This is a genomic window from Serratia sp. 4542 (assembly GCF_016805595.1).
In the GTDB taxonomy this organism is placed as follows: Bacteria; Pseudomonadota; Gammaproteobacteria; order Enterobacterales; family Enterobacteriaceae; genus Serratia; species Serratia nevei.
On record NZ_RXKV01000004.1, the window covers coordinates 399,297 to 417,216 of the forward strand.

A 17,920-nucleotide genomic window follows, 5' to 3' on the forward strand; every position below is an offset into this window, starting at 1 on the left:
CTCAAACTGCCAACTGCACCTAAGCTAGGTGATGACTCAGAGGGAGCGATTCCCCGAGACCTTATTCTGTGAACATGGAGGAGTTTCGATTTGATGCGTTTATCCACATTGGTGCTGGCGATCGGCATGGCGCTGGGCTCGCAGGCACAGGCAGCAGAAACCCAACCTCACGCCGACCATAGCGCGCTGCCCAGCGGCCAGGCGAAGGAGGCTACCGTGACCGGTGAAGCCAATCAGCACGACAAGCAAAAGACTCAGAATCCGTTCTTCTATCAAAGCCGTCTGCCGTTCCAGGCGCCGCCGTTCAACCTGATCAAGGAGAGCGACTACGCGCCGGCGATCGAGGCGGGCATCAAGCAAAAGCGGGAAGAGGTGGAGAAGATCGCCAACAACCCGGCCAAGCCTAATTTCAAGAATACCTTCGTGGCGCTGGAGCAGGCCGGTTCGCTGCTGACGCGGGTGATGAACGTGTTCGGCGCCATGACTTCGGCCAACACCAGCGACGCGCTGCAGAAACTGGATGAAGAAACCTCGCCGAAGCTGGCGGCATTGAACGACGACATCATGCTCAACGGCAAGCTGTTCGCTCGCATCAAGGCCATCTATCAGGATCGCGATGCGCTGAAGCTGGATCCGGAATCGCGCCGGCTGGTAGAAGTGACCTACAAGAACTTCGAGCTGGCGGGCGCCAACCTGTCGGACGCCGACAAGGCCAAGCTGAAGGCGCTGAACCAGGAAGCGGCGACGCTGAGCACCCAGTTCACCAACAAACTGCTGGCGGCGAGCAAAAACGGCGCGCTGGCGATAACCGACCCGGCGAAGCTGGACGGCCTGTCGGAAGGTGAGCTGGCTGCGGCGGCCCAGGCGGCCGCCGAACGCAAGCTGGAGAAACAGTGGCTGCTGGTGCTGCAAAACACCACGCAACAGCCGCTGCTGCAGAGCCTGAAAGATCGCGATACCCGCCAAGCGCTGTTCGACGCCTCCTGGACGCGTGCGGAGAAGGGCGACGGCAACGATACCCGCCAGACCATCTCCCGTCTGGCCAAAGTGCGCGCCGAGCAGGCCAAGCTGCTGGGCTACCTGAACTACGCCGCCTGGAAACTGCAAAACCAGATGGCCAAGACGCCGGATGCCGCGCTGAGCTTTATGCGCAACATCGTACCGGCGGCCACCGCGCGCGCCGAGCGTGAGGCCAAGGACATTCAGGCGGTGATCGACCAGCAGAAAGGCGATTTCAAGGTGCAGGCCTGGGACTGGCAGTTCTACGCCGAACAGGTGCGCAAGGCCAAGTACGATCTGGACGAGTCGCAGATTAAGCCTTACTTCGAGCTGAACAACGTGCTGAACAACGGCGTGTTCTACGCCGCCAACCTGCTGTACGGCATCAGCTTCAAGGAGCGCAAGGACATTCCGGTCTATCAGCCGGACGTCAAGGTGTATGAAGTGTTCGACAAGGACGGCAAATCGCTGGCGCTGTTCTACACCGACTACTTCAAGCGCGACAACAAGGGCGGCGGCGCCTGGATGAGCAACTTCGTCGATCAGTCGAAGCTCAACGGCACCAAGCCGGTGATTTACAACGTCGCCAACTTCACCAAACCGGCGCCGGGCCAGCCGGCGCTGCTGTCGTATGACGACGTAATCACCATGTTCCACGAGTTCGGCCACGCGCTGCACGGCATGTTCGCCGATCAGGAATACCCGAGCCTGTCGGGCACCAACACCGCGCGCGACTTCGTCGAGTTCCCGTCGCAGTTCAACGAGCACTGGGTCAGCGATCCGAAAGTGTTCAGCCACTTCGCCAAGCACTACCAGACCGGCGAGGCGATGCCGCAGGAACTGGTCGACAAGATCAAGAAGGCCGACAAGTTCAACAAGGGCTACAGCATGACCGAGCTGCTGTCCGCCGCGCTGCTGGACATGCACTGGCACATGCTGACGGCCGACCAGCCGCAGCAGGACGTGGACAAGTTCGAGGCCGAGTCGCTGCAAAAAGACAAGGTCGATCTCAGCTACGTGCCGCCGCGCTACCGTTCCAGCTATTTCCAGCACATCTGGGGTAACGGCTACGCCGCGGGCTACTACGCCTATCTGTGGACGGAAATGCTGGCGGACGACGCCTTCCAGTGGTTCACCGAACACGGTGGCCTGACCGCCGAAAACGGCCAGCGCTTCCGCGACATGATCCTGTCGCGCGGCAACAGCCAGGATCTGGAGAAGCTGTACATCGACTGGCGCGGCAAAGAGCCGAGCATCGAACCGATGCTGATCAACCGCGGGCTGAAGGACGAGTAAGTTCGGCCATTTCCGGTAAGTAAACAAAAGGGCGCGTTATGCGCCCTTCGTCTTTTTCGGCTTGGCCGACATTCAGCGGTTTACCACCTTGGCCGGCAGGGCCACCACCAGCAGCGAGCTGAGCAGCAGGCAGCCGGCGAAGGCCCAGAGCGCGCCGCCGCTCTTGCCGGTCAGATCCAGCGCCAGCCCCATCAGCGAATTGCTCACCAGCCCGGCGATGTTGGCCAGCGAACAGGCCAGTGCGAAGCCGGTCGCCGCCGCCGTGCCGCGCAGGAAGGTGGCCGGCAGGCTGAAGAATACCGGTACCGCGCCGATGATCGCCGCCTGGGCGATGGAGAACAGCAGCACCGTGGCCAGCGCATTGTGGGTGAAGAAGGTGCTGCCGGCCATTGCCAGCGCGCCGACGATAAACGGCACGATGATATGCCAGCGCCGTTCGCGCAGTCGGTCGGAACTGCTGCCGATCAGCAGCATGCCGAGCAGGGCGGCGACGCTGGGGATCGCCGTCAGGTAGCCGATGGTGGTGATGTCGGTGACGCCGGCGGTTTTGATGAAGGTCGGCATCCAAAAGCCCATGGCGTAGGCGCTGAGCAAAATGGCGAAGTCGATGCCGCCGAGCATCCACACTTTCAGGTTGAAGAAGCCGTCGCGGAAGCTGTGCTTGCCGTGATCGGCCTCGGCGTCGTCACGCGCCAAATCGTCGGCGATGCGCTGTTTTTCCTCGGGCGTCAGCCACTTGGCCTGCTGATAAGTGTTAGGCAACAGCCAGAAGGTCAGCACCCCCAACAGCACGCTGGGAATGCCCTCCAGCAAAAACAGCCACTGCCAGCCGTGCAGCCCGTGGCGCATGTCGAAATGGCCCATGATCCAGCCGGAGAGCGGCCCGCCGATCACGCTGGACAGCGGCAGGCCGATCATGAACAGCGCGATGATGCGGCCGCGGCGATAGGTCGGGAACCACAGCGTCAGGTAAAAGAGCACGCCGGGCAGAAAACCGGCCTCCGCCACGCCGAGCAGAAAGCGGATGACGTAGAACTGGGTGGGCGTGGTGACGAACATGGTGGCGGTGGACAGCAGCCCCCAGGTGATCATGATGCGGGCGATCCACATCTTGGCGCCGACGCGCTGCAGGATCAGGTTGCTCGGCACCTCGAACAGAATATAGCCGACGAAGAACAGCCCGGCGCCCAGGCCGAAGGCCGCTTCGCTCAGCTGCAGCGCATCGGCCATCTGCAGCTTGGCCAGCCCGACGTTGATGCGATCGAGGTAGGCCGCCAGGTAACACAGGCAAAGAAACGGGATCAGTTTCCAGGTGATTTTGCGGTACAGCAGCAGCGATTCTGCGTCCGCTTTCCCCGCCAGCGGGGTGTCGACAATGGCCATGATGTTGTCTCCAGGTGGTGCGTGTTGGCCTCCGCAGGAGGCGCCTGTTGTGTTTGCGTTGCAGGGGCGCCGCCCTGTTTCGGGCGGTCGCGTGAGGCGCTGTCTGCGCCTTCGTTATTGTCGTTGCAGGTGAGTCGTTGATTCATAACCGGTTCAGGTAGTCGAGCGCCTCCCGTTTGTGCACCACGTCGCCGTATTTGCTGTCGATGTCGAACAGGTTGGCTTCGTGCGGGCCGGGGTGACGATCGCCGACGCACTCGCGCACCACCATGGCGCGAAAGCCGTGCTGCACCGCGTCCACCGCGCTGGCGCGGATGCAGCCGCTGGTGGAGCAGCCGATCATCAGCAGCGTGTCGATCCCTTGCGCCACCAGCAGCGGCGCCAGCGCGGTGCCGAAGAAGGCGCTGGCGTATTGCTTGCTCAGCACCACCTCATCGGCCAGCGGCGCCACCGGCGGGCAGAACGCCGCCAGCGGGTTGCCCGCCACCATGTCCTTCATCACCGGCGCTTTTTTGACCCACAGGCCGCCATCGGCAAAATGGCCTGCATGATAGCGGATATGGGTATGGATCACAGGAATTCCCGTGCGGCGCGCACAGGCCAGCAGCTCGCGGCTTTCCTCGACCGCGCTCACCACGCCCGGCGCGAACAGCGGCGCGCCTTCGGTGGTGTAGGCCTGCATAAAGTCGATCGCCAGCAGCGCCGGGCGCCGGCCGAAGCCGAGGCGCTGGCCCCAGACGCCGCGATAATTGTCGCTGAGGGTGTCGTTCATCATGCCTCCTCAATAGGCTCCGGACAGCAGGGCGCCGGCGCCGGGGACGATCGGCTCCAGCTCCAGCGCGGTCAGCATCGCGTAAGTGGTGGCGATGGCGGCGGTGATCACCGGTTTGCCGGTTTGGGCCTCCACCGTCGGAACGGCTGGCAGCGAAGGCATCTGCACGCAGGCGGACAGCACGATAGCATCGACCTCGCGTAAATCCATCTCGGCGACGATCCCCGGCAGCCTGGCCGGATCGTGCCGGCCGACGTCGAGGTTGTCCGGGATCTCCAGCGCGCGCCATACCTTAACCTCAATGCCTTCGTGCTGGATGTAGTCCACCACCAGCTGGGTCAGCGGTTTCATATAGGGCGCCACCAGCGCGATGCGTTTGGCGCCGATCACCTTCAGGCCGTTGACCAGCGCGCCGGCGCTGCTGATAACCGGCGCGGCGGCCTGATTGTCTTTCGTCACCTGCGCCAGCCGGGCCTGCGATTCGCGGTGGTAGCCCAGCCCCATTGCCATGATGGCCACCAGGCAGGCGTAGCCGAGCACGTCGACCCGCGCGTCGGAGAGTTCCAGCGCGCAGCGATCGGACTCGGCGTCCATCGCCGCCAGCTCTTCTTTATTGACGTGTTTCATGCGCATGCGGCTGGAGTGAAAGGTGAAACGCTCCGGGCGTATCAGCTGGCGCGCGCCCAGCATCGCCGGGATCTCGGTTTCCATCGTGGTGTTGGAGCTGGGCACGATCTGTCCGATGCGGTAGTGGTTGCTCATGTCGGTGTTCCTCAGTTAATCCAGAAAATTGCCCAGGGCGCGGAAGAAGCCGTCGAAATTGTCCCACGGGATCATGTGTCCGGCGTTCTCGACCTCGACGATGGCGATCTCCGGCTGCAGCGTGCGGATCTCCGCCCGGTCTTCGGGCTGAATGACGCCGCCTTTGCCCGCGACCATCAGCAGCGTCGGCATGGCCAGCAGCGGGTAGTCACGGTGGCTGTCCACCTGATGAAAATCGTCGTAGGCGCGTTGGATCGCCGGCTCGTAGCAGGTATGCAGCCACTCGGCGCGCAGCCGGCGTTGCTCCTCGCTCCAGGTCGGGCAGAAGGCGCGCATCTGCTCGGCGCTCATGCCCGGCAGCGACTGCCGGATAGAGTCGGCGTACCAAGGCCATTGGCCGGGATAGGCGCGACGGCCGGGGCCGGAAACCGGCGGATCGACCAGCACCAGCCGCCGCACGCCGGCGGGCTGCAAAACGGCGGCGCGCAGGGCGAAGCGGGCGCCCATCGAATGGCCGAGCAGGGCGTAACTGGCCAGGTTCAGCGCGGCGACGAAGGCGTTAACGTCCTGCGCGCAGGTCTCTGCGTCATAAGCCAGTTCCGGGCCGCTGGACGACAAACCGCGGCCGCGCACGTCGAGTACGTAGACGTCGTATTTTTCTCCCAGCCGCTCGGCGACGAAGCCCCAGGTGATCGCCGGGCTGGTGATACCGGGGATCAGGATCAGCACCGGGCCGTGGCCGCCGTAGCGCAGGTAATGTTGGCGAATGCCGTTGGCGTGAACGTGGGCGCCGTAGAGGAAGGTGCTCATGCGGCGTTCTCCGATTTCAGCGCTTGCGTGTACAGGTCATAGCCGTAGACCCAGGCCGGATCTTCCTGAGTGCGCAGGAAGGTGTTGGCGTTGGACACCGCCTGCACCCTGGAGGCGCGCTCCTTGCGGTTGGCTTCATACAGCTGGAAGGCGGTGCGGTAGTCGCCGAGGCCGGTTTCCTGCAGGCAGCGGGTCAGCATGGCGGCGTCTTCGATCGCCATCGCCGCGCCCTGCGCCATGTGCGGTTTCATCGGATGGCAGGCGTCGCCGAGCAGCACCAGGCGGCCTTCGCTCCACAGCGGCAGCGGTTTGCGGTTCAGCAATGGCCATTTGGTGACCTGCTCGCTGGATTCGATCAGCGCCTGCACGATCGGGTGGTAGCCGGCGAAGGTCTCGAACATCTCTTCGCGGCTGCTGTCGATGAAGCTGCCCTGGAAATCCCAGGCCGGGTGCGGCACGCCGCTCACGTAGTAATACTCGTCGCGCCGTTGGGTGGTGTAGTAGACCATCAGATGGCGATCCGCCGACCACCACTTCACGCAGTCTTCGAACGTCAGGTTGTATTTCGCCAGCTTCTCGCCGCAGATCAGCGCGCGGTGCGCCACCCAGCCGCTGTAGGTCGGCGCTTCCGCCCCCAGCAGATGTTCGCGGATGCGCGAATTGATGCCGTCGGCACCGATCACGATGTCGGCATGGGCCGAGGTGCCGTCGACGAAGTTCAGCACCACCTCGTCCCCGCGATCTTCAATCTTGCTCAGGCATTTGCCGAAGTGCAGGGTGCCGGGCTGCAGCGCGGAAAGCTGCAACGCCTGGAGATCGCCGCGGTGCACCGTCACATAGGCGGCGCCGTACTCCCGGCGGGCGAAGGCGCCCAGTTCGATGCGCGACAGATAGTCGCCGCTCTCGGCATCGCGGCTGAACCAGAAATCGGGATGAGACGCCATCTGCTCCAGCCGCTGCTCAATGCCGAGCCGGCGGAAAATCTTCAGGACGTTCGGCCCCATGTGAATGCCGGCGCCGAGGCGCGAGAACGCCGGGCTCTGTTCATACAGATCGACGGTAAAGCCGGCTTTTTGCAGCAGCCCGGCGGCGGCGGCGCCCCCCAGCCCGGCGCCGACGACGGCGATGCGTGGTTGTTTGCTCATCATATTTCCCCTGTCTGTTGGCTTTTTTCAGCGTAGGCCCAACGCGTGGTTGGACGATCGATTTATAGTGTATGCACTAGATAACGCAAGGTTGCAAAAGTGTTAAATCAGATCTTGCTCACGCTAATTGACGGCGCATTACTGTTAAACTCATGTTAATCACAGGATTGCAGAGGGATGAAATAGGACTTTCTTATGATGGATAGTCGCAACTTGCTTTCCTTTGCTTTTTTGACTTAGATAAAAACGAGTGTGTTCACTTTAAATTGTTTGAAAAATCACCGCCGCCTTGCGGGCGTCGGACACCCTTGACGAGACAGGAGACAGGCCATGGCGGTCAATGAAACCCAGTTGGTACAGCTGTTCGAGCAGGTGCTTACGCTGTCGAAGGTCGATGCTTCGCAGAGCGTGGCGATTTTGAAAAGCCATTATTCCGATGCGCGCACGGTGCGCGCCGCGACCGACGCGGCGCTGCGGCTGGGCGCCAGGGTGTATGCCGTCGAGTTGCCGGCGTTCAACCATCCGCGGGCGATGGGCAACGACATGACCGCCTATTGCGGCGATACCGCGCTGACCGGCAACCTGGCGGCGCAGCGTGCGCTGGAGGCCGCCGATCTGATCGTCGATACCATGATGCTGCTGCATTCGCCGGAGCAGGAGCAGATCCTGAAAACCGGCACTCGCATCCTGCTGGCGGTGGAGCCGCCGGAGGTGCTGGCGCGCATGTTGCCCAACGCGGAGGACAAGGCGCGGGTGCTGGCCGCCGCCGCCGTACTGGAGCAGGCGAAGCTGATGCAGGTGACCTCCGCCGCCGGCAGCGATTTCCGCGCGCCGCTCGGGCAATACCCGACGGTGACCGAGTACGGCTATGCCGATGAACCGGGGCGCTGGGATCACTGGCCGAGCGGCTTCTTGTTCACCTGGCCGAATGAGGAGCAGGCTGAAGGGGTGCTGGTGCTGGAGGTCGGCGATATCTTGCTGCCGTTTAAAAGCTACGCGCGCGAACGCATCACGCTGGAGATCGAACAAGGGTTCGTTACCCGCATTCACGGCGGTTTCGAGGCGGAATACCTGCGCGAATACATGAAATACTTTGACGATCCGGAGGTGTACGGCATCTCGCACATCGGCTGGGGCCTGCAGCCGCGCGCCCAGTGGACGGCGATGGGCCTGCACGACAAGAACGACGGCATGTGCATGGACGCGCGCGCGTTCTACGGCAACTTCCTGTTCTCCACCGGGCCGAATACCGAAGTGGGCGGCACGCGCAAAACGCCTTGCCATATGGACATCGCGCTGCGCCGCTGCGACATCCGCCTCGACGGGCAAACGGTGGTGGCGGACGGGGAAGTGGTGGCACCGGAGGCCTCGCGCGTGCGCCGGGCTTAATCGTTGCTGCCAACGGCGGGGGTTTGTACTATTCTCGTGGATTCCATAGATGGTGAGAGTAACGCAATGACGCCCCCCGAATACCCGTCAGCCGTGAGCGGCCAACCCGAAAATTATCATTTTACCGAGCAAGTTGGGCACCTGCTGCGCAAGGTTTATCAGCGCCACCTGGCGATTTTCCAGCAAAACGTCGGCGATTCGCAACTGACGGCGGTGCAGTTCATCACCCTGTGCGCGGTGCGCGATATGGGGCCGAGCTCGCTGACCGAGCTGGTGCAGGTGACGGCGGTGGATCAGGCCACCATACGCGGCATCGTCGAGCGGCTGAAGGCGCGCGATCTGATCACGGTGACGCCGGATCCGGTGGATCGGCGCAAGGTGGTGGTCGGCCTGACCGACGCCGGCGCCGTGCTGCTGACGGAAACGGTGCCGCAGGCGGCGAAAATTACAGAGCTGACGTTCGGCACGCTCAACCCGGCCGAACGGATAGCGCTGATATTCCTGCTGAATAAAATGCTGGAAGATCCGCCCACCGGCTGATTCGCCCGCGCAACGTCGGTTGCCTGGTGGTCGGTGGCGAGAGGCCAGCCCATAAGACCATCAAGTGCAGGCGGAGACGCGAACAATGGCGATATCTGAAGTGCAGTCGCCCAGGGAAGGCGCGAACACCACGCTGACGGAGCATCCGCTGATGCTGTCGGTGAACGGCGAACAGCTTCATGCGCAGGTGATGGCGGATACGCCGCTCTTGCTGGTACTGCGCAACGATCTGGCGCTCAACGGCCCGAAATACGGCTGCGGCCTGGGCGAATGCGGCGCCTGTACCGTGTTGATCGACGGCGTGGCGGCGCGCTCCTGCGTGATCCCGGCGCTCGGCGTGTCCGGCCGGGCGATCGTGACCCTGGAAGGCCTTGGCGATCGCCAGCGCCTGCACCCGGTGCAGCGTGCCTTTATCGAAGAGCAGGCGGCGCAATGCGGCTACTGCCTCAACGGCATGATCATGACCACCAAAGCCCTGTTGGATCGCAATCCCGCCCCGAGCGAGGCGGAGATCCGTCAGGCGCTGTCCGGCAACCTGTGCCGCTGCGGCACCCATCTCGAAATCCTGCGTGCGGTTCAGCGCGCCATCATTCTCTGCCGCGATGAGGAAGCCCACGCTCATGACTGATTCCCGTCCCTCATCGCCGAGCCAGGCCGAATTGCTGCAGCGCGACGGCGTGCTGCTGATCGTCGACAGCGTGCAACCGCCGTCGGGGCCGGTGCCCAAAGGGCAAACGCCGGTGCTGAAGCCCAGGGAGCAAGGGCTGTTTATCGCCCTGTGCGGCAGCGGCGAAATCTATGCTTTTAACGGCCATGTCGATCTCGGCACCGGCGTGCGCACCGCGCTCGGGCAGATCGTCGCCGAAGAGCTGTACCTGCGCATGGATCAGGTGCGAATGGTGTTGGGCGATACCGAGCGCGCACCGAATCAGGGTGCCACTATCGCCAGCGCCACGCTGCAGATCTCCGCCGTGCCGCTGCGCAACGCCGCCGCCGAAGCGCGCCGTTGGCTGTTGCGCCAGGCGGCGCAGCGCTTCGATGCGCCGGTGGAACAGCTGACGCTGGAGGAGGGCGTGATCCGCAGCCCGCAGGGGCAAGCGCTCAGCTACGCCGAGCTGGTGGCCGGCGATCATGTCGAGCTGTCGATTTCCGGCGACGCGCCGCTGAAACCTCAGACGGAGTATCGCCTGGTGGGCACCAGCGCCGCGCGCGTCGATATTCCGGCCAAGGCGACCGGCGAAACCACCTATGTACACGATATGCGCCTGCCGAACATGCTGCATGGCCGAGTGGTGCGGCCGCCCTATGCCGGTTACGACAGCGGCGAATTTGTCGGCACCAGCCTGCTGGCGGTGGACGAAACCTCGATCGCGCATATTCCCGGCATCGTCAAACTGGTGGTGATCGGCGATTTCATCGGCATTGTCGCCGAGCGCGAAGAGCAGGCGATCAAGGCGGCGCAGGCGCTGCAGGTCAGCTGGAAAGACTGGCGGCGCAATTTGCCGCAGATGACCGACGTGGTGCAGGCGCTGCGCGACAACCCGCATTCGACCCGGGTGGTGCACGATACCGGCGATGTGGACGCGGCGCTGGCGGCGGCCGACAGGCGTTTCACCCGCAGCTACCTGTGGCCGTATCAGCTGCATGCCTCGATTGGTCCTTCCTGCGCGCTGGCGGACTACCGGCCGGAGCGCCTGCAGGTCTGGTCAGGCAGCCAGAACCCGCACCTGCTGCGCGCCGATCTGGCCTGGCTGCTGGAATACCCGGAAGCGCAGATCGAGATTGTTCGCATGGAGGCGGCCGGTTGCTATGGCCGCAATTGCGCCGATGACGTCTGCGCCGACGCGGCGCTGCTGTCGCGCGCGGTGGGCAGGCCGGTGCGGGTGCAGCTGACCCGCGAACAAGAACATGTGTGGGAACCGAAGGGCACGGCGCAGCTGATGGAGGTGGACGGCGGGCTGGACGCCGCCGGGCACCCGGTCGCTTACGACTTTCGCACCTATTATCCTTCCAACGGCGCGCCGACGCTGGCGCTACTGCTGACCGGTCGGGTCGAGCCGCTGCCGGTGGCCTATGAAATGGGCGACCGCACCTCGGTGCCGCCTTATGAGTATCCGGCGCTGCGTGTCAGCATCGAAGACATGGCGCCGATCGTGCGCGCCTCCTGGATGCGTGGCGTTTCCGCCTTGCCGAACACCTTCGCCCACGAATCTTATATCGATGAGCTGGCCCACGCCGCCGGCGTCGATCCGCTGGAATACCGGCTGCGCTATATCCATGACGAACGCGCCAGTGAGCTGATGCGCAGCACCGCAGAGCGCGCGGGCTGGACGCCGCATACCGAACCGATGCAGACCCCGGCGGAAGACGGCGTGCTGCGCGGGCGCGGCTTTGCCTACGCCCGTTACATCCACAGCAAGTTTCCCGGTTTTGGCGCGGCCTGGGCCGCCTGGGTGGCCGACGTGGCGATCGACAAAGCCAGCGGCGAAGTGGCGGTGACGCGCATCGTGGTCGGCCACGACGCGGGCATGATGGTCAACCCGGACGGTGTGCGCCACCAAATTCACGGCAACGTGTTGCAATCGACCAGCCGGGTGTTGAAAGAGCGCGTGACCTTTGAGGAATCAACGGTCTCCGCCAAAGAATGGGGGGCTTACCCGATCCTGACCTTCCCGGAGGTGCCGGAGGTGGACGTGGTGATGATGCCGCGCCCTTACGATCCGCCGCTGGGCGCCGGGGAGTCGGCGTCGGTGCCCAGCGCGGCGGCCATCGCCAACGCGGTGTTCGACGCCACCGGCATTCGTTTTCGCGAGCTGCCGATCACCTCGGATAAGCTGCGAGAGGCGTTGAACGGGCCGGACGCCGAGCGGCAGGCCGCCCCGCCCAAGAAAAAGAAGCGCGGCAAATGGTGGTTCGGCGGTGCGGCGGGGCTGTTCGGCGCGGTGCTGGGCATCGCGGGCAGCGCCCTGCCATGGCGGGCGGAGATCGCACCGGTGGCGACGCCCGGCGCCGGCACCTGGTCGGCCGCCACGCTGGAGCGCGGCCGCCAGTTGGCCGCCGCCGGAGACTGCGCGGTTTGCCATACCGCGTCGGAAGGGGCGACCAACGCCGGCGGGCTGGCGATGGCGACGCCGTTCGGCACGCTCTACAGCACCAACATTACCCCGGACGTGGCAACCGGCATCGGCAACTGGTCGTTTACCGCGTTCGATCGGGCGATGCGCCAGGGCATCGCCCGCGACGGCCGCCATCTGTATCCGGCATTTCCCTACACCGCATTCAGTAAAATGACCGACGGCGACATGCAGGCGCTGTACGCTTATCTGATGTCGCAACCGGCGGTGCGCCAGAGCAATCCGGCCAATCAGATGCGCTTCCCGTTTAACCTGCGGCCGCTGATGGCGGGCTGGAACGCGCTGTTCCTGCGCCAGGGGGAATTTCAACCCGATCCGCAACAAAGCGCGCAGTGGAATCGCGGCGCCTATTTGGTCAACGGGCTCGGCCACTGCGCCGCCTGCCATTCGCCGCGCAATCTGCTGGGGGCAGAAAAGGGCGGCGCGGCTTTCCTGGCGGGGGGGATGGTGGACGGGTGGGAAGCGCCGGCGTTGAATCAATTGGCCAATGCGGACAAGCCCTGGACCGAGGAGCAGCTGTTTCAGTACTTCCGCAGCGGGCATTCCGCCGAGCACGGCGTGGCGGCCGGGCCGATGGGGCCGGTGGTCAGCGAACTGGCGACGTTGCCGCAGAGCGATCTGCGGGCGATGGCCAACTATGTGATGTCGCTGAGCACCAAGACGACGCTGAATGTGGAACCGCAGGCGCAGTTGGCGGCCCGCGCCTTGCCGGCGGCGGGGCAGCTGGCCGGCGAGCGGTTGTTTCAGGGCGCTTGCCAGGCCTGCCACAGCGCCGCTGCCGGTGGGCCGCAGCTGTTCGGCGTCAGCCCGGATCTGGCCAATAACACCAATATCTTCAGCGATCGCCCCGATAACCTGATCAAAGTGATCCTGCAAGGGATCCCCAAACCGGCCACCGCCGAATTGGGCTTTATGCCGGGCTTTAAGGACAGCTTTTCCGATCGGCAGGTGACGGCGCTGGTGAATTATCTGCGCCAACGCTATGCCGGCGACAAACCGGCCTGGCGCGACGTGGAGGCGCAGGTGGCGCGGCTGCGCGCGGAGCCGGGGAATCATTAACATTGTAAATTGTTACATTGGGTTATTGACTGACGGCGTTCATTCGGGGATTAATGTTAGCCTGATTTTTACCTTACCTATAAAAAACAGGAAGTTAACATGACATTAACCACGCATAAAATGGAAAGCGGCCTGGCCGTAACAGTTCGTTTACCTGATAACCCGGCCAAGGTTCCGGCGATTATTCTGTGCCACGGCTTCTGCGGCATTCAGGAGCTGTTGCTGCCGGCCTTTGCCGAGGCCTTCGTCAACGCCGGTTTTGCGGCGGTGACGTTTGACTATCGCGGCTTCGGCGCCAGCGAGGGCGAACGCGGGCGGCTGGTGCCGGCGCTGCAGATTGAGGATATCCTGGCGGTGAGCCGGTGGGTGCAAACGCAGCCGCAGATCGACAGCGAGCGCATCGGCCTGTGGGGCACGTCGTTTGGCGGCTGCCACGTGTTCGGCGCTGCCGCGGCCGAGCCGGCCATCAAGTGCGTCGTTAGCCAGCTGGCCTTCGCCGACGGGGAAACCATCGTGACGGGGAAAATGGCCGCCGACGAAAAACAGGCGTTCATCGCCACGCTGGACAAAATGGCGGAGAAGAAGCAGGCCACCGGCAAAGAGATGTTTGTCGCCGTCACCCGGGTGTTGAGCGATGACGAGTCGAAAGCGTTCTTCGAGGAGAACAAGGTGCGTTACCCGGCGATGGACATCAAGATCCCGTTCCTGACCGTGCGCGAAACGCTGCGCTATCAGCCGCGTGACAATGCGGCGCGAGTCACATGCCCGGTACTGGTGGTAGTGGCGGGCGGCGATACCGTGAATCCGCCGGAGCAGGGCATCGCGCTGTATGAGGCGGTAGGCAGCGCGAAGAAGGCGCTGCATGTCGAGCAGAATGCGAAGCACTATGACATGTACGCCGGCCCGCATTTCGCCGGCATCATCGGCCGTCAGATCGCCTGGTTCAACGATCACCTGTAATACCGCCTTCCCCCTGGCGCAGGAACGCCACCAGCCGCTGCGCCGGCAGCGGCAGCAGCGCCCATTCGCGCACCACCAGCGACAGGCGCCGGGTCGCCCAATCGTCCGTCAGCGGCAGGGCGCCGTGTCGGATCTGCGGATGGCGTTGGGCACTCTCTTCCGGCACCACCGCCAGCCCGGCGCCGCGCCACACCATGCGGCAGATGGCGTCGAAATTAGCGGCGCGCGCCCGTAGCCGCATCGGGCCGCCGCTGCGTATCGCCAGCCGTTCCAAATGCTGTTGCAGCGCACTCTCTTCCGGCAGGCCGATAAACTCAAAAGACAGGGTGTCTGCGAAGCTGACCGTGCGGCGGCCGCTGAGCGCATGCTCCGGCGGCAGCGCCAGCACCAGACGATCCTGCCGGAAGGGGTAGCTTGCCAGCCCGCGCAGATCGGCGTGATCCGCCACGATGCCGATATCCGCCGCCTGTTCGGCGATCGCCTGCGCGATGACCGGGCTGGGCAGCTCCTCCAGCGCGATGTCGGTGTGCGGGTGCAGCACCAGAAAATCCGCCAGCAGCTCCGGCAGAAAAGCGTCGGCGGCGACGGTATTGGCGACGATGCGCAGCTGGCTGCGCTGGCCCGGCGCGAACTCGGCCATGTCGCCCCGCAGCCGGTCGCGCTGTTGCAGCAGCACGCGCGCGTGCTGCAACAGGCGTTCACCGGCCGACGTCGCCTGGACGCCGCGCGGATTGCGCGTCAGCAGCGCCACGCCGGCCTGTTGCTCCAGCCCGCGCATGCGTGCGCTGGCGGCGGCCAGCGACAGCCCGACGCGCTCGGCGCCGGCGGTGATGCTGCCGGTCTCGAGCACCGCCGCCAACAGCCGCAGATCGATAAAGTCAAAATGCATGCGTTCTTCCTCTGTCTTTGCCGCAGGCAGGCTCTGCCATTGCCGCATTGTGCCGCGCCGTGCCGCCGGCCACAATCGGGCCGTTGATTGCCATAAGGATAGACGCATGTCGCTGACGTTACTCGAGATTATCGCCCTGACGGGCATTTTTACGCTGGCCGGCACGGTCAAGGGGGCGATCGGCCTGGGGTTGCCGACGGTGTCGATGGGGCTGCTCAGCCTGATGATGCCGCCGGGGCAGGCCGCCGCGCTGCTGCTGTTGCCTTCACTGGTCACCAATCTGTGGCAGTTGCTGTGCGGGCCGCGGCTGGGAGCGCTGTGCCGCCGGCTCTGGCCGATGATGCTGTGCGTCACGCTGGGCACGTTGCTGAGCGCCGGCGCGCTCACCGCCACCGACGGCCGCCTGGCGCCGCTGGCGCTGGGCGTTTGCCTGATCGGTTATGCGCTGTTGGGATTCACCCGTTTCGACTGGCGCGTTTCCGCCACGGCGGAGCCTTGGCTGGGGCCGCTGTGCGGCTTGGTGACCGGTGCGCTGACCGGCGCCACCGGCGTATTCGTCATACCGGCGGTGCCCTATCTGAACGCATTGGGCCTGGCGCGTGACGATCTGGTGCAGGCGCTGGGGCTGTCGTTCACCGTCTCGACGCTGGCGCTGGCCGCCGGATTAGCCTGGCATCAGGCGCTGCCCGGCGCGCTGCTCGGCGGTTCGCTGCTGGCGCTGCTGCCGGCGCTGGGCGGCATGTGGCTGGGCGGGATCGTGCGTCGTCACAGCAGCCCGCTGATTTTTCGCCGCCTTTTCTTTATCGGGTTATTAATCTTGGGAATTGAGATTGTTTGGCGTTCAATTAATTAAATCGATAGCACTTATGTGTAATTAGGTCAGGTATATTATTCTGTATTTTATTCTAATATGATTATTTCCAGCATTGAGAATACACTTTCAGTCATTCTTGTCAAAAAACAGCCCTTGTAGCAGCGGTTACGGAGCCAGTGGTTTCTGGGGGAATGGCAGCTCTACAGGAAATGGGTATGGCGGCAATGGCACTGGACCGAGAGAGGCCAGAGAATCCGGAACCAAACGCTAATTAACCGCTGCAATCCTAGCACAGAAGTAAAATTCTGTGCTTTTATGGGGGATATGATGAGTAAATATGTTGTTTTTATAAAGAGCGATGAATCAAGGGTGCTGAGAAAGGAAGTGGTTACACGAGAAATAATTAAAGATATGAAGCAAAAGGGGTTCAGAAAGCATCATGTTGAAGTAGACGCTGAGAACGAGAATGATGCCATTAACAAACTAAATAAGAACAGCAATGACTATTTGGACTCATTGAGAAACTTTTCCGGTGATTTATTACTCTGTTCTATTTTTGTCATTGCTATGGTCATGGTTTATTTATTCAGATGAGCCATAATCCAGTTTTGAATCATTCAATTTTTTATACTATACGATTGCCCGCTAAAACCCCAATAAGGCTCAGGCCTGCGGCCCACCTCAAATGGTCTCCTGTATGCCGGAGAGGAGGCCTTCGCCGATTTTGCTCTCCCGTTCTTCATACTCGCCGTGGGCGATGACCCTGCCTTTGCCGTGCGTGAGGTCGCAGCGCTTGCACGCTTTCAACACCCGTTGTTTCACTCGATAGCGGCGTCGCCCTGGCCGTAGAGGCGGCAAAAAAGTGGTGCAGGCAATGAACGGTGATGGGGCCAGGCTATTTTTTCTGCCCGCTCCGGTTTTCAATTTACGGCGCGGCGCATTGCGCGATATTCTGGTTTTCTGATGGGCTAACGGCAGATGAGGGAACCATGACAGACAGCCAGGTGTTTGAACAACAAAGCCTCGACAATCTGCTGAGCTATTGGCGGCGCCATCGCCGCCTGCCGGGCGCGCGCTATCCGGCCGGGCCGACCGACAGCCTGTGCGACGTGCCGGGCGTCAGCGTTGGGCATCACACCCTGACCGACGGCGAATGCCAGACCGGCGTCACCGCCATCGTGCCGCCGGGCGATCTGTTCAACCAGCCGCTGCCGTGCGGCAGCGCGGTGCTCAACGGCTTCGCCAAGCCGCTGGGATTGGTGCAATTGAATGAGCTGGGGGAGTTGCAGACGCCTATTCTGCTGAGCAACACCTTCGCCGTCGGCACGCTGTTCAACGCCATGGTGCGGCGCAGCTGCCTGCGCTACCCACAGATCGGCCGCGGCAGCGCCACCATCAACCCGCTGGTACTGGAGTGCAACGACGGCTACCTCAACGATATTCAGGCGATGGCGGTGCGTGAGGAGCACGTCTTCAGCGCGCTGGATAACCATTCCACCCGCTTTGCGCGCGGCAGCGTCGGCGCCGGGCGCGGCATGAGCAGCTTCGGCCTGAAGGGCGGCATCGGCACGGCCTCGCGCTATTGCCCGGGGTTAGGCACCATGCTCGGCGTGCTGGTGCTGGCCAACTTCGGCACCCTCGACTCGCTGACGCTGAGCGGCGTGCGCGTTGGCCCGGCGCTGGGCAAGCTGTTGGCGGATCCGCCGCCGCAGGTGGACGCCGGCTCGGTCATTATCATCATCGCCTGCGATCGCGCGCTGGACAGTCGCCAGCTGAACCGCATCGCCCGCTCTGCGGGCGATGCGGTTCAGCTGGCGACTGTCCAGCGCGCGATCGCAGGCGATGATGATAATGACCGAGCCGGCGTCCACCTGCGGCGGCGGATCCGCCAACAGCTTGCCCAGCGCCGGGCCAACGCGCACGCCGCTCAGCGTCAGCGAGTCGAGGGTGCCGAAGTTGGCCAGCACC

At 63.5% G+C, this 17,920-nt stretch carries 14 protein-coding genes and 2 pseudogenes; 9 read left to right on the forward strand and 7 right to left on the reverse strand.

Annotated elements, in window-relative coordinates; translation table 11 throughout:
* The first annotated feature begins 93 nt into the window (after positions 1-93).
* Positions 94-2,295 carry a peptidyl-dipeptidase Dcp gene (gene dcp, locus EKL15_RS05920; RefSeq protein ID WP_203089057.1) on the forward strand — a complete coding sequence of 734 codons (2,202 nt, stop codon included), beginning with the start codon at positions 94-96 and terminating at the stop codon, positions 2,293-2,295.
* 72 nt (positions 2,296-2,367) lie between these two features.
* On the opposite strand, the gene EKL15_RS05925 is transcribed toward dcp, so the two are convergent.
* From EKL15_RS05925 to EKL15_RS05945, 5 genes are all read right to left on the reverse strand, one after another.
* On the reverse strand, positions 2,368-3,678 hold the full coding sequence (locus tag EKL15_RS05925) for an MFS transporter (RefSeq protein ID WP_004938595.1): 1,311 nt from the start codon (positions 3,676-3,678) through the stop codon (positions 2,368-2,370).
* 142 nt (positions 3,679-3,820) lie between these two features.
* Positions 3,821-4,450: an N-carbamoylsarcosine amidohydrolase gene (locus EKL15_RS05930; protein ID WP_055312376.1), complete on the reverse strand. Its 630-nt coding sequence runs from the start codon at positions 4,448-4,450 to the stop codon at positions 3,821-3,823.
* A gap of 9 nt (positions 4,451-4,459) precedes the next feature.
* Entirely contained in the window at positions 4,460-5,161 is a 702-nt protein-coding gene (locus EKL15_RS05935) for an Asp/Glu racemase (RefSeq protein WP_170310522.1), read from the reverse strand.
* A gap of 66 nt (positions 5,162-5,227) precedes the next feature.
* Positions 5,228-6,022, reverse strand: coding sequence for an alpha/beta hydrolase (locus EKL15_RS05940; RefSeq protein WP_203089059.1), 795 nt, complete (start codon positions 6,020-6,022; stop codon positions 5,228-5,230).
* On the reverse strand, positions 6,019-7,170 hold the full coding sequence (locus EKL15_RS05945) for an FAD-dependent monooxygenase (protein WP_322619603.1): 1,152 nt from the start codon (positions 7,168-7,170) through the stop codon (positions 6,019-6,021). The genes EKL15_RS05940 and EKL15_RS05945 overlap by 4 nt, the downstream gene beginning before the upstream one ends.
* A gap of 327 nt (positions 7,171-7,497) precedes the next feature.
* On the opposite strand from EKL15_RS05945, the gene EKL15_RS05950 reads away from it, so the two are divergent.
* The 5 genes from EKL15_RS05950 to EKL15_RS05970 all read left to right on the forward strand — a co-directional run bounded on the left by EKL15_RS05950 (position 7,498) and on the right by EKL15_RS05970 (position 14,249).
* Positions 7,498-8,556 (forward strand): 2,5-dihydroxypyridine 5,6-dioxygenase, encoded by a 1,059-nt coding sequence (locus tag EKL15_RS05950; RefSeq protein WP_015377796.1) that lies wholly within the window; start codon positions 7,498-7,500, stop codon positions 8,554-8,556.
* A 66-nt stretch (positions 8,557-8,622) separates the two neighbouring features.
* Complete coding sequence (locus tag EKL15_RS05955; protein ID WP_033634451.1) at positions 8,623-9,096, forward strand: MarR family winged helix-turn-helix transcriptional regulator; 474 nt, start codon at positions 8,623-8,625, stop codon at positions 9,094-9,096.
* An 85-nt stretch (positions 9,097-9,181) separates the two neighbouring features.
* On the forward strand, positions 9,182-9,724 hold the full coding sequence (locus tag EKL15_RS05960) for a (2Fe-2S)-binding protein (RefSeq protein ID WP_180548567.1): 543 nt from the start codon (positions 9,182-9,184) through the stop codon (positions 9,722-9,724).
* Positions 9,717-13,289, forward strand: coding sequence for a molybdopterin cofactor-binding domain-containing protein (locus EKL15_RS05965; RefSeq protein ID WP_203089067.1), 3,573 nt, complete (start codon positions 9,717-9,719; stop codon positions 13,287-13,289). The genes EKL15_RS05960 and EKL15_RS05965 overlap by 8 nt, the downstream gene beginning before the upstream one ends.
* A 99-nt stretch (positions 13,290-13,388) precedes the next feature.
* On the forward strand, positions 13,389-14,249 hold the full coding sequence (locus EKL15_RS05970) for an alpha/beta hydrolase (protein ID WP_060419068.1): 861 nt from the start codon (positions 13,389-13,391) through the stop codon (positions 14,247-14,249).
* Here EKL15_RS05970 and EKL15_RS05975 read toward each other — a convergent pair.
* Positions 14,233-15,138, reverse strand: coding sequence for a LysR family transcriptional regulator (locus EKL15_RS05975; RefSeq protein WP_060419066.1), 906 nt, complete (start codon positions 15,136-15,138; stop codon positions 14,233-14,235). The genes EKL15_RS05970 and EKL15_RS05975 overlap by 17 nt on opposite strands.
* A 106-nt stretch (positions 15,139-15,244) precedes the next feature.
* Here EKL15_RS05975 and EKL15_RS05980 point away from each other — a divergent pair, with 106 nt between their 5' ends.
* The 3 genes and pseudogenes from EKL15_RS05980 to EKL15_RS05990 all read left to right on the forward strand — a co-directional run.
* Positions 15,245-15,991: a sulfite exporter TauE/SafE family protein gene (locus EKL15_RS05980; protein WP_060419064.1), complete on the forward strand. Its 747-nt coding sequence runs from the start codon at positions 15,245-15,247 to the stop codon at positions 15,989-15,991.
* 288 nt (positions 15,992-16,279) lie between these two features.
* Positions 16,280-16,546, forward strand: coding sequence for a hypothetical protein (locus EKL15_RS05985; RefSeq protein WP_049199419.1), 267 nt, complete (start codon positions 16,280-16,282; stop codon positions 16,544-16,546).
* 395 nt (positions 16,547-16,941) lie between these two features.
* Positions 16,942-17,751: pseudogene (locus EKL15_RS05990) on the forward strand (P1 family peptidase); the annotation flags it as partial.
* Positions 17,752-17,787: 36 nt separating this feature from the next.
* Here the strand turns inward: EKL15_RS05990 and EKL15_RS24670 are convergent.
* Positions 17,788-17,919, reverse strand: a pseudogene (locus EKL15_RS24670) (S58 family peptidase); the annotation flags it as partial.
* Between the last annotated feature and the right edge of the window lies 1 nt (position 17,920).

What these genes read in the sequence shown, in the direction of transcription:
- EKL15_RS05965 (WP_203089067.1), top strand. Translation starts at nt 9,717, where the DNA reads ATGACTGATTCCCGTCCCTCATCGCCGAGCCAGGCCGAATTGCTGCAG.
- EKL15_RS05975 (WP_060419066.1), bottom strand. Translation starts at nt 15,138, where the DNA reads ATGCATTTTGACTTTATCGATCTGCGGCTGTTGGCGGCGGTGCTCGAG.
- EKL15_RS05930 (WP_055312376.1), bottom strand. Translation starts at nt 4,450, where the DNA reads ATGAACGACACCCTCAGCGACAATTATCGCGGCGTCTGGGGCCAGCGC.
- EKL15_RS05935 (WP_170310522.1), bottom strand. Translation starts at nt 5,161, where the DNA reads ATGGAAACCGAGATCCCGGCGATGCTGGGCGCGCGCCAGCTGATACGC.
- EKL15_RS05970 (WP_060419068.1), top strand. Translation starts at nt 13,389, where the DNA reads ATGACATTAACCACGCATAAAATGGAAAGCGGCCTGGCCGTAACAGTT.
- EKL15_RS05940 (WP_203089059.1), bottom strand. Translation starts at nt 6,022, where the DNA reads ATGAGCACCTTCCTCTACGGCGCCCACGTTCACGCCAACGGCATTCGC.
- EKL15_RS05925 (WP_004938595.1), bottom strand. Translation starts at nt 3,678, where the DNA reads ATGGCCATTGTCGACACCCCGCTGGCGGGGAAAGCGGACGCAGAATCG.
- EKL15_RS05980 (WP_060419064.1), top strand. Translation starts at nt 15,245, where the DNA reads ATGTCGCTGACGTTACTCGAGATTATCGCCCTGACGGGCATTTTTACG.
- dcp (WP_203089057.1), top strand. Translation starts at nt 94, where the DNA reads ATGCGTTTATCCACATTGGTGCTGGCGATCGGCATGGCGCTGGGCTCG.
- EKL15_RS05960 (WP_180548567.1), top strand. Translation starts at nt 9,182, where the DNA reads ATGGCGATATCTGAAGTGCAGTCGCCCAGGGAAGGCGCGAACACCACG.
- EKL15_RS05955 (WP_033634451.1), top strand. Translation starts at nt 8,623, where the DNA reads ATGACGCCCCCCGAATACCCGTCAGCCGTGAGCGGCCAACCCGAAAAT.
- EKL15_RS05985 (WP_049199419.1), top strand. Translation starts at nt 16,280, where the DNA reads ATGAGTAAATATGTTGTTTTTATAAAGAGCGATGAATCAAGGGTGCTG.
- EKL15_RS05945 (WP_322619603.1), bottom strand. Translation starts at nt 7,170, where the DNA reads ATGATGAGCAAACAACCACGCATCGCCGTCGTCGGCGCCGGGCTGGGG.
- EKL15_RS05950 (WP_015377796.1), top strand. Translation starts at nt 7,498, where the DNA reads ATGGCGGTCAATGAAACCCAGTTGGTACAGCTGTTCGAGCAGGTGCTT.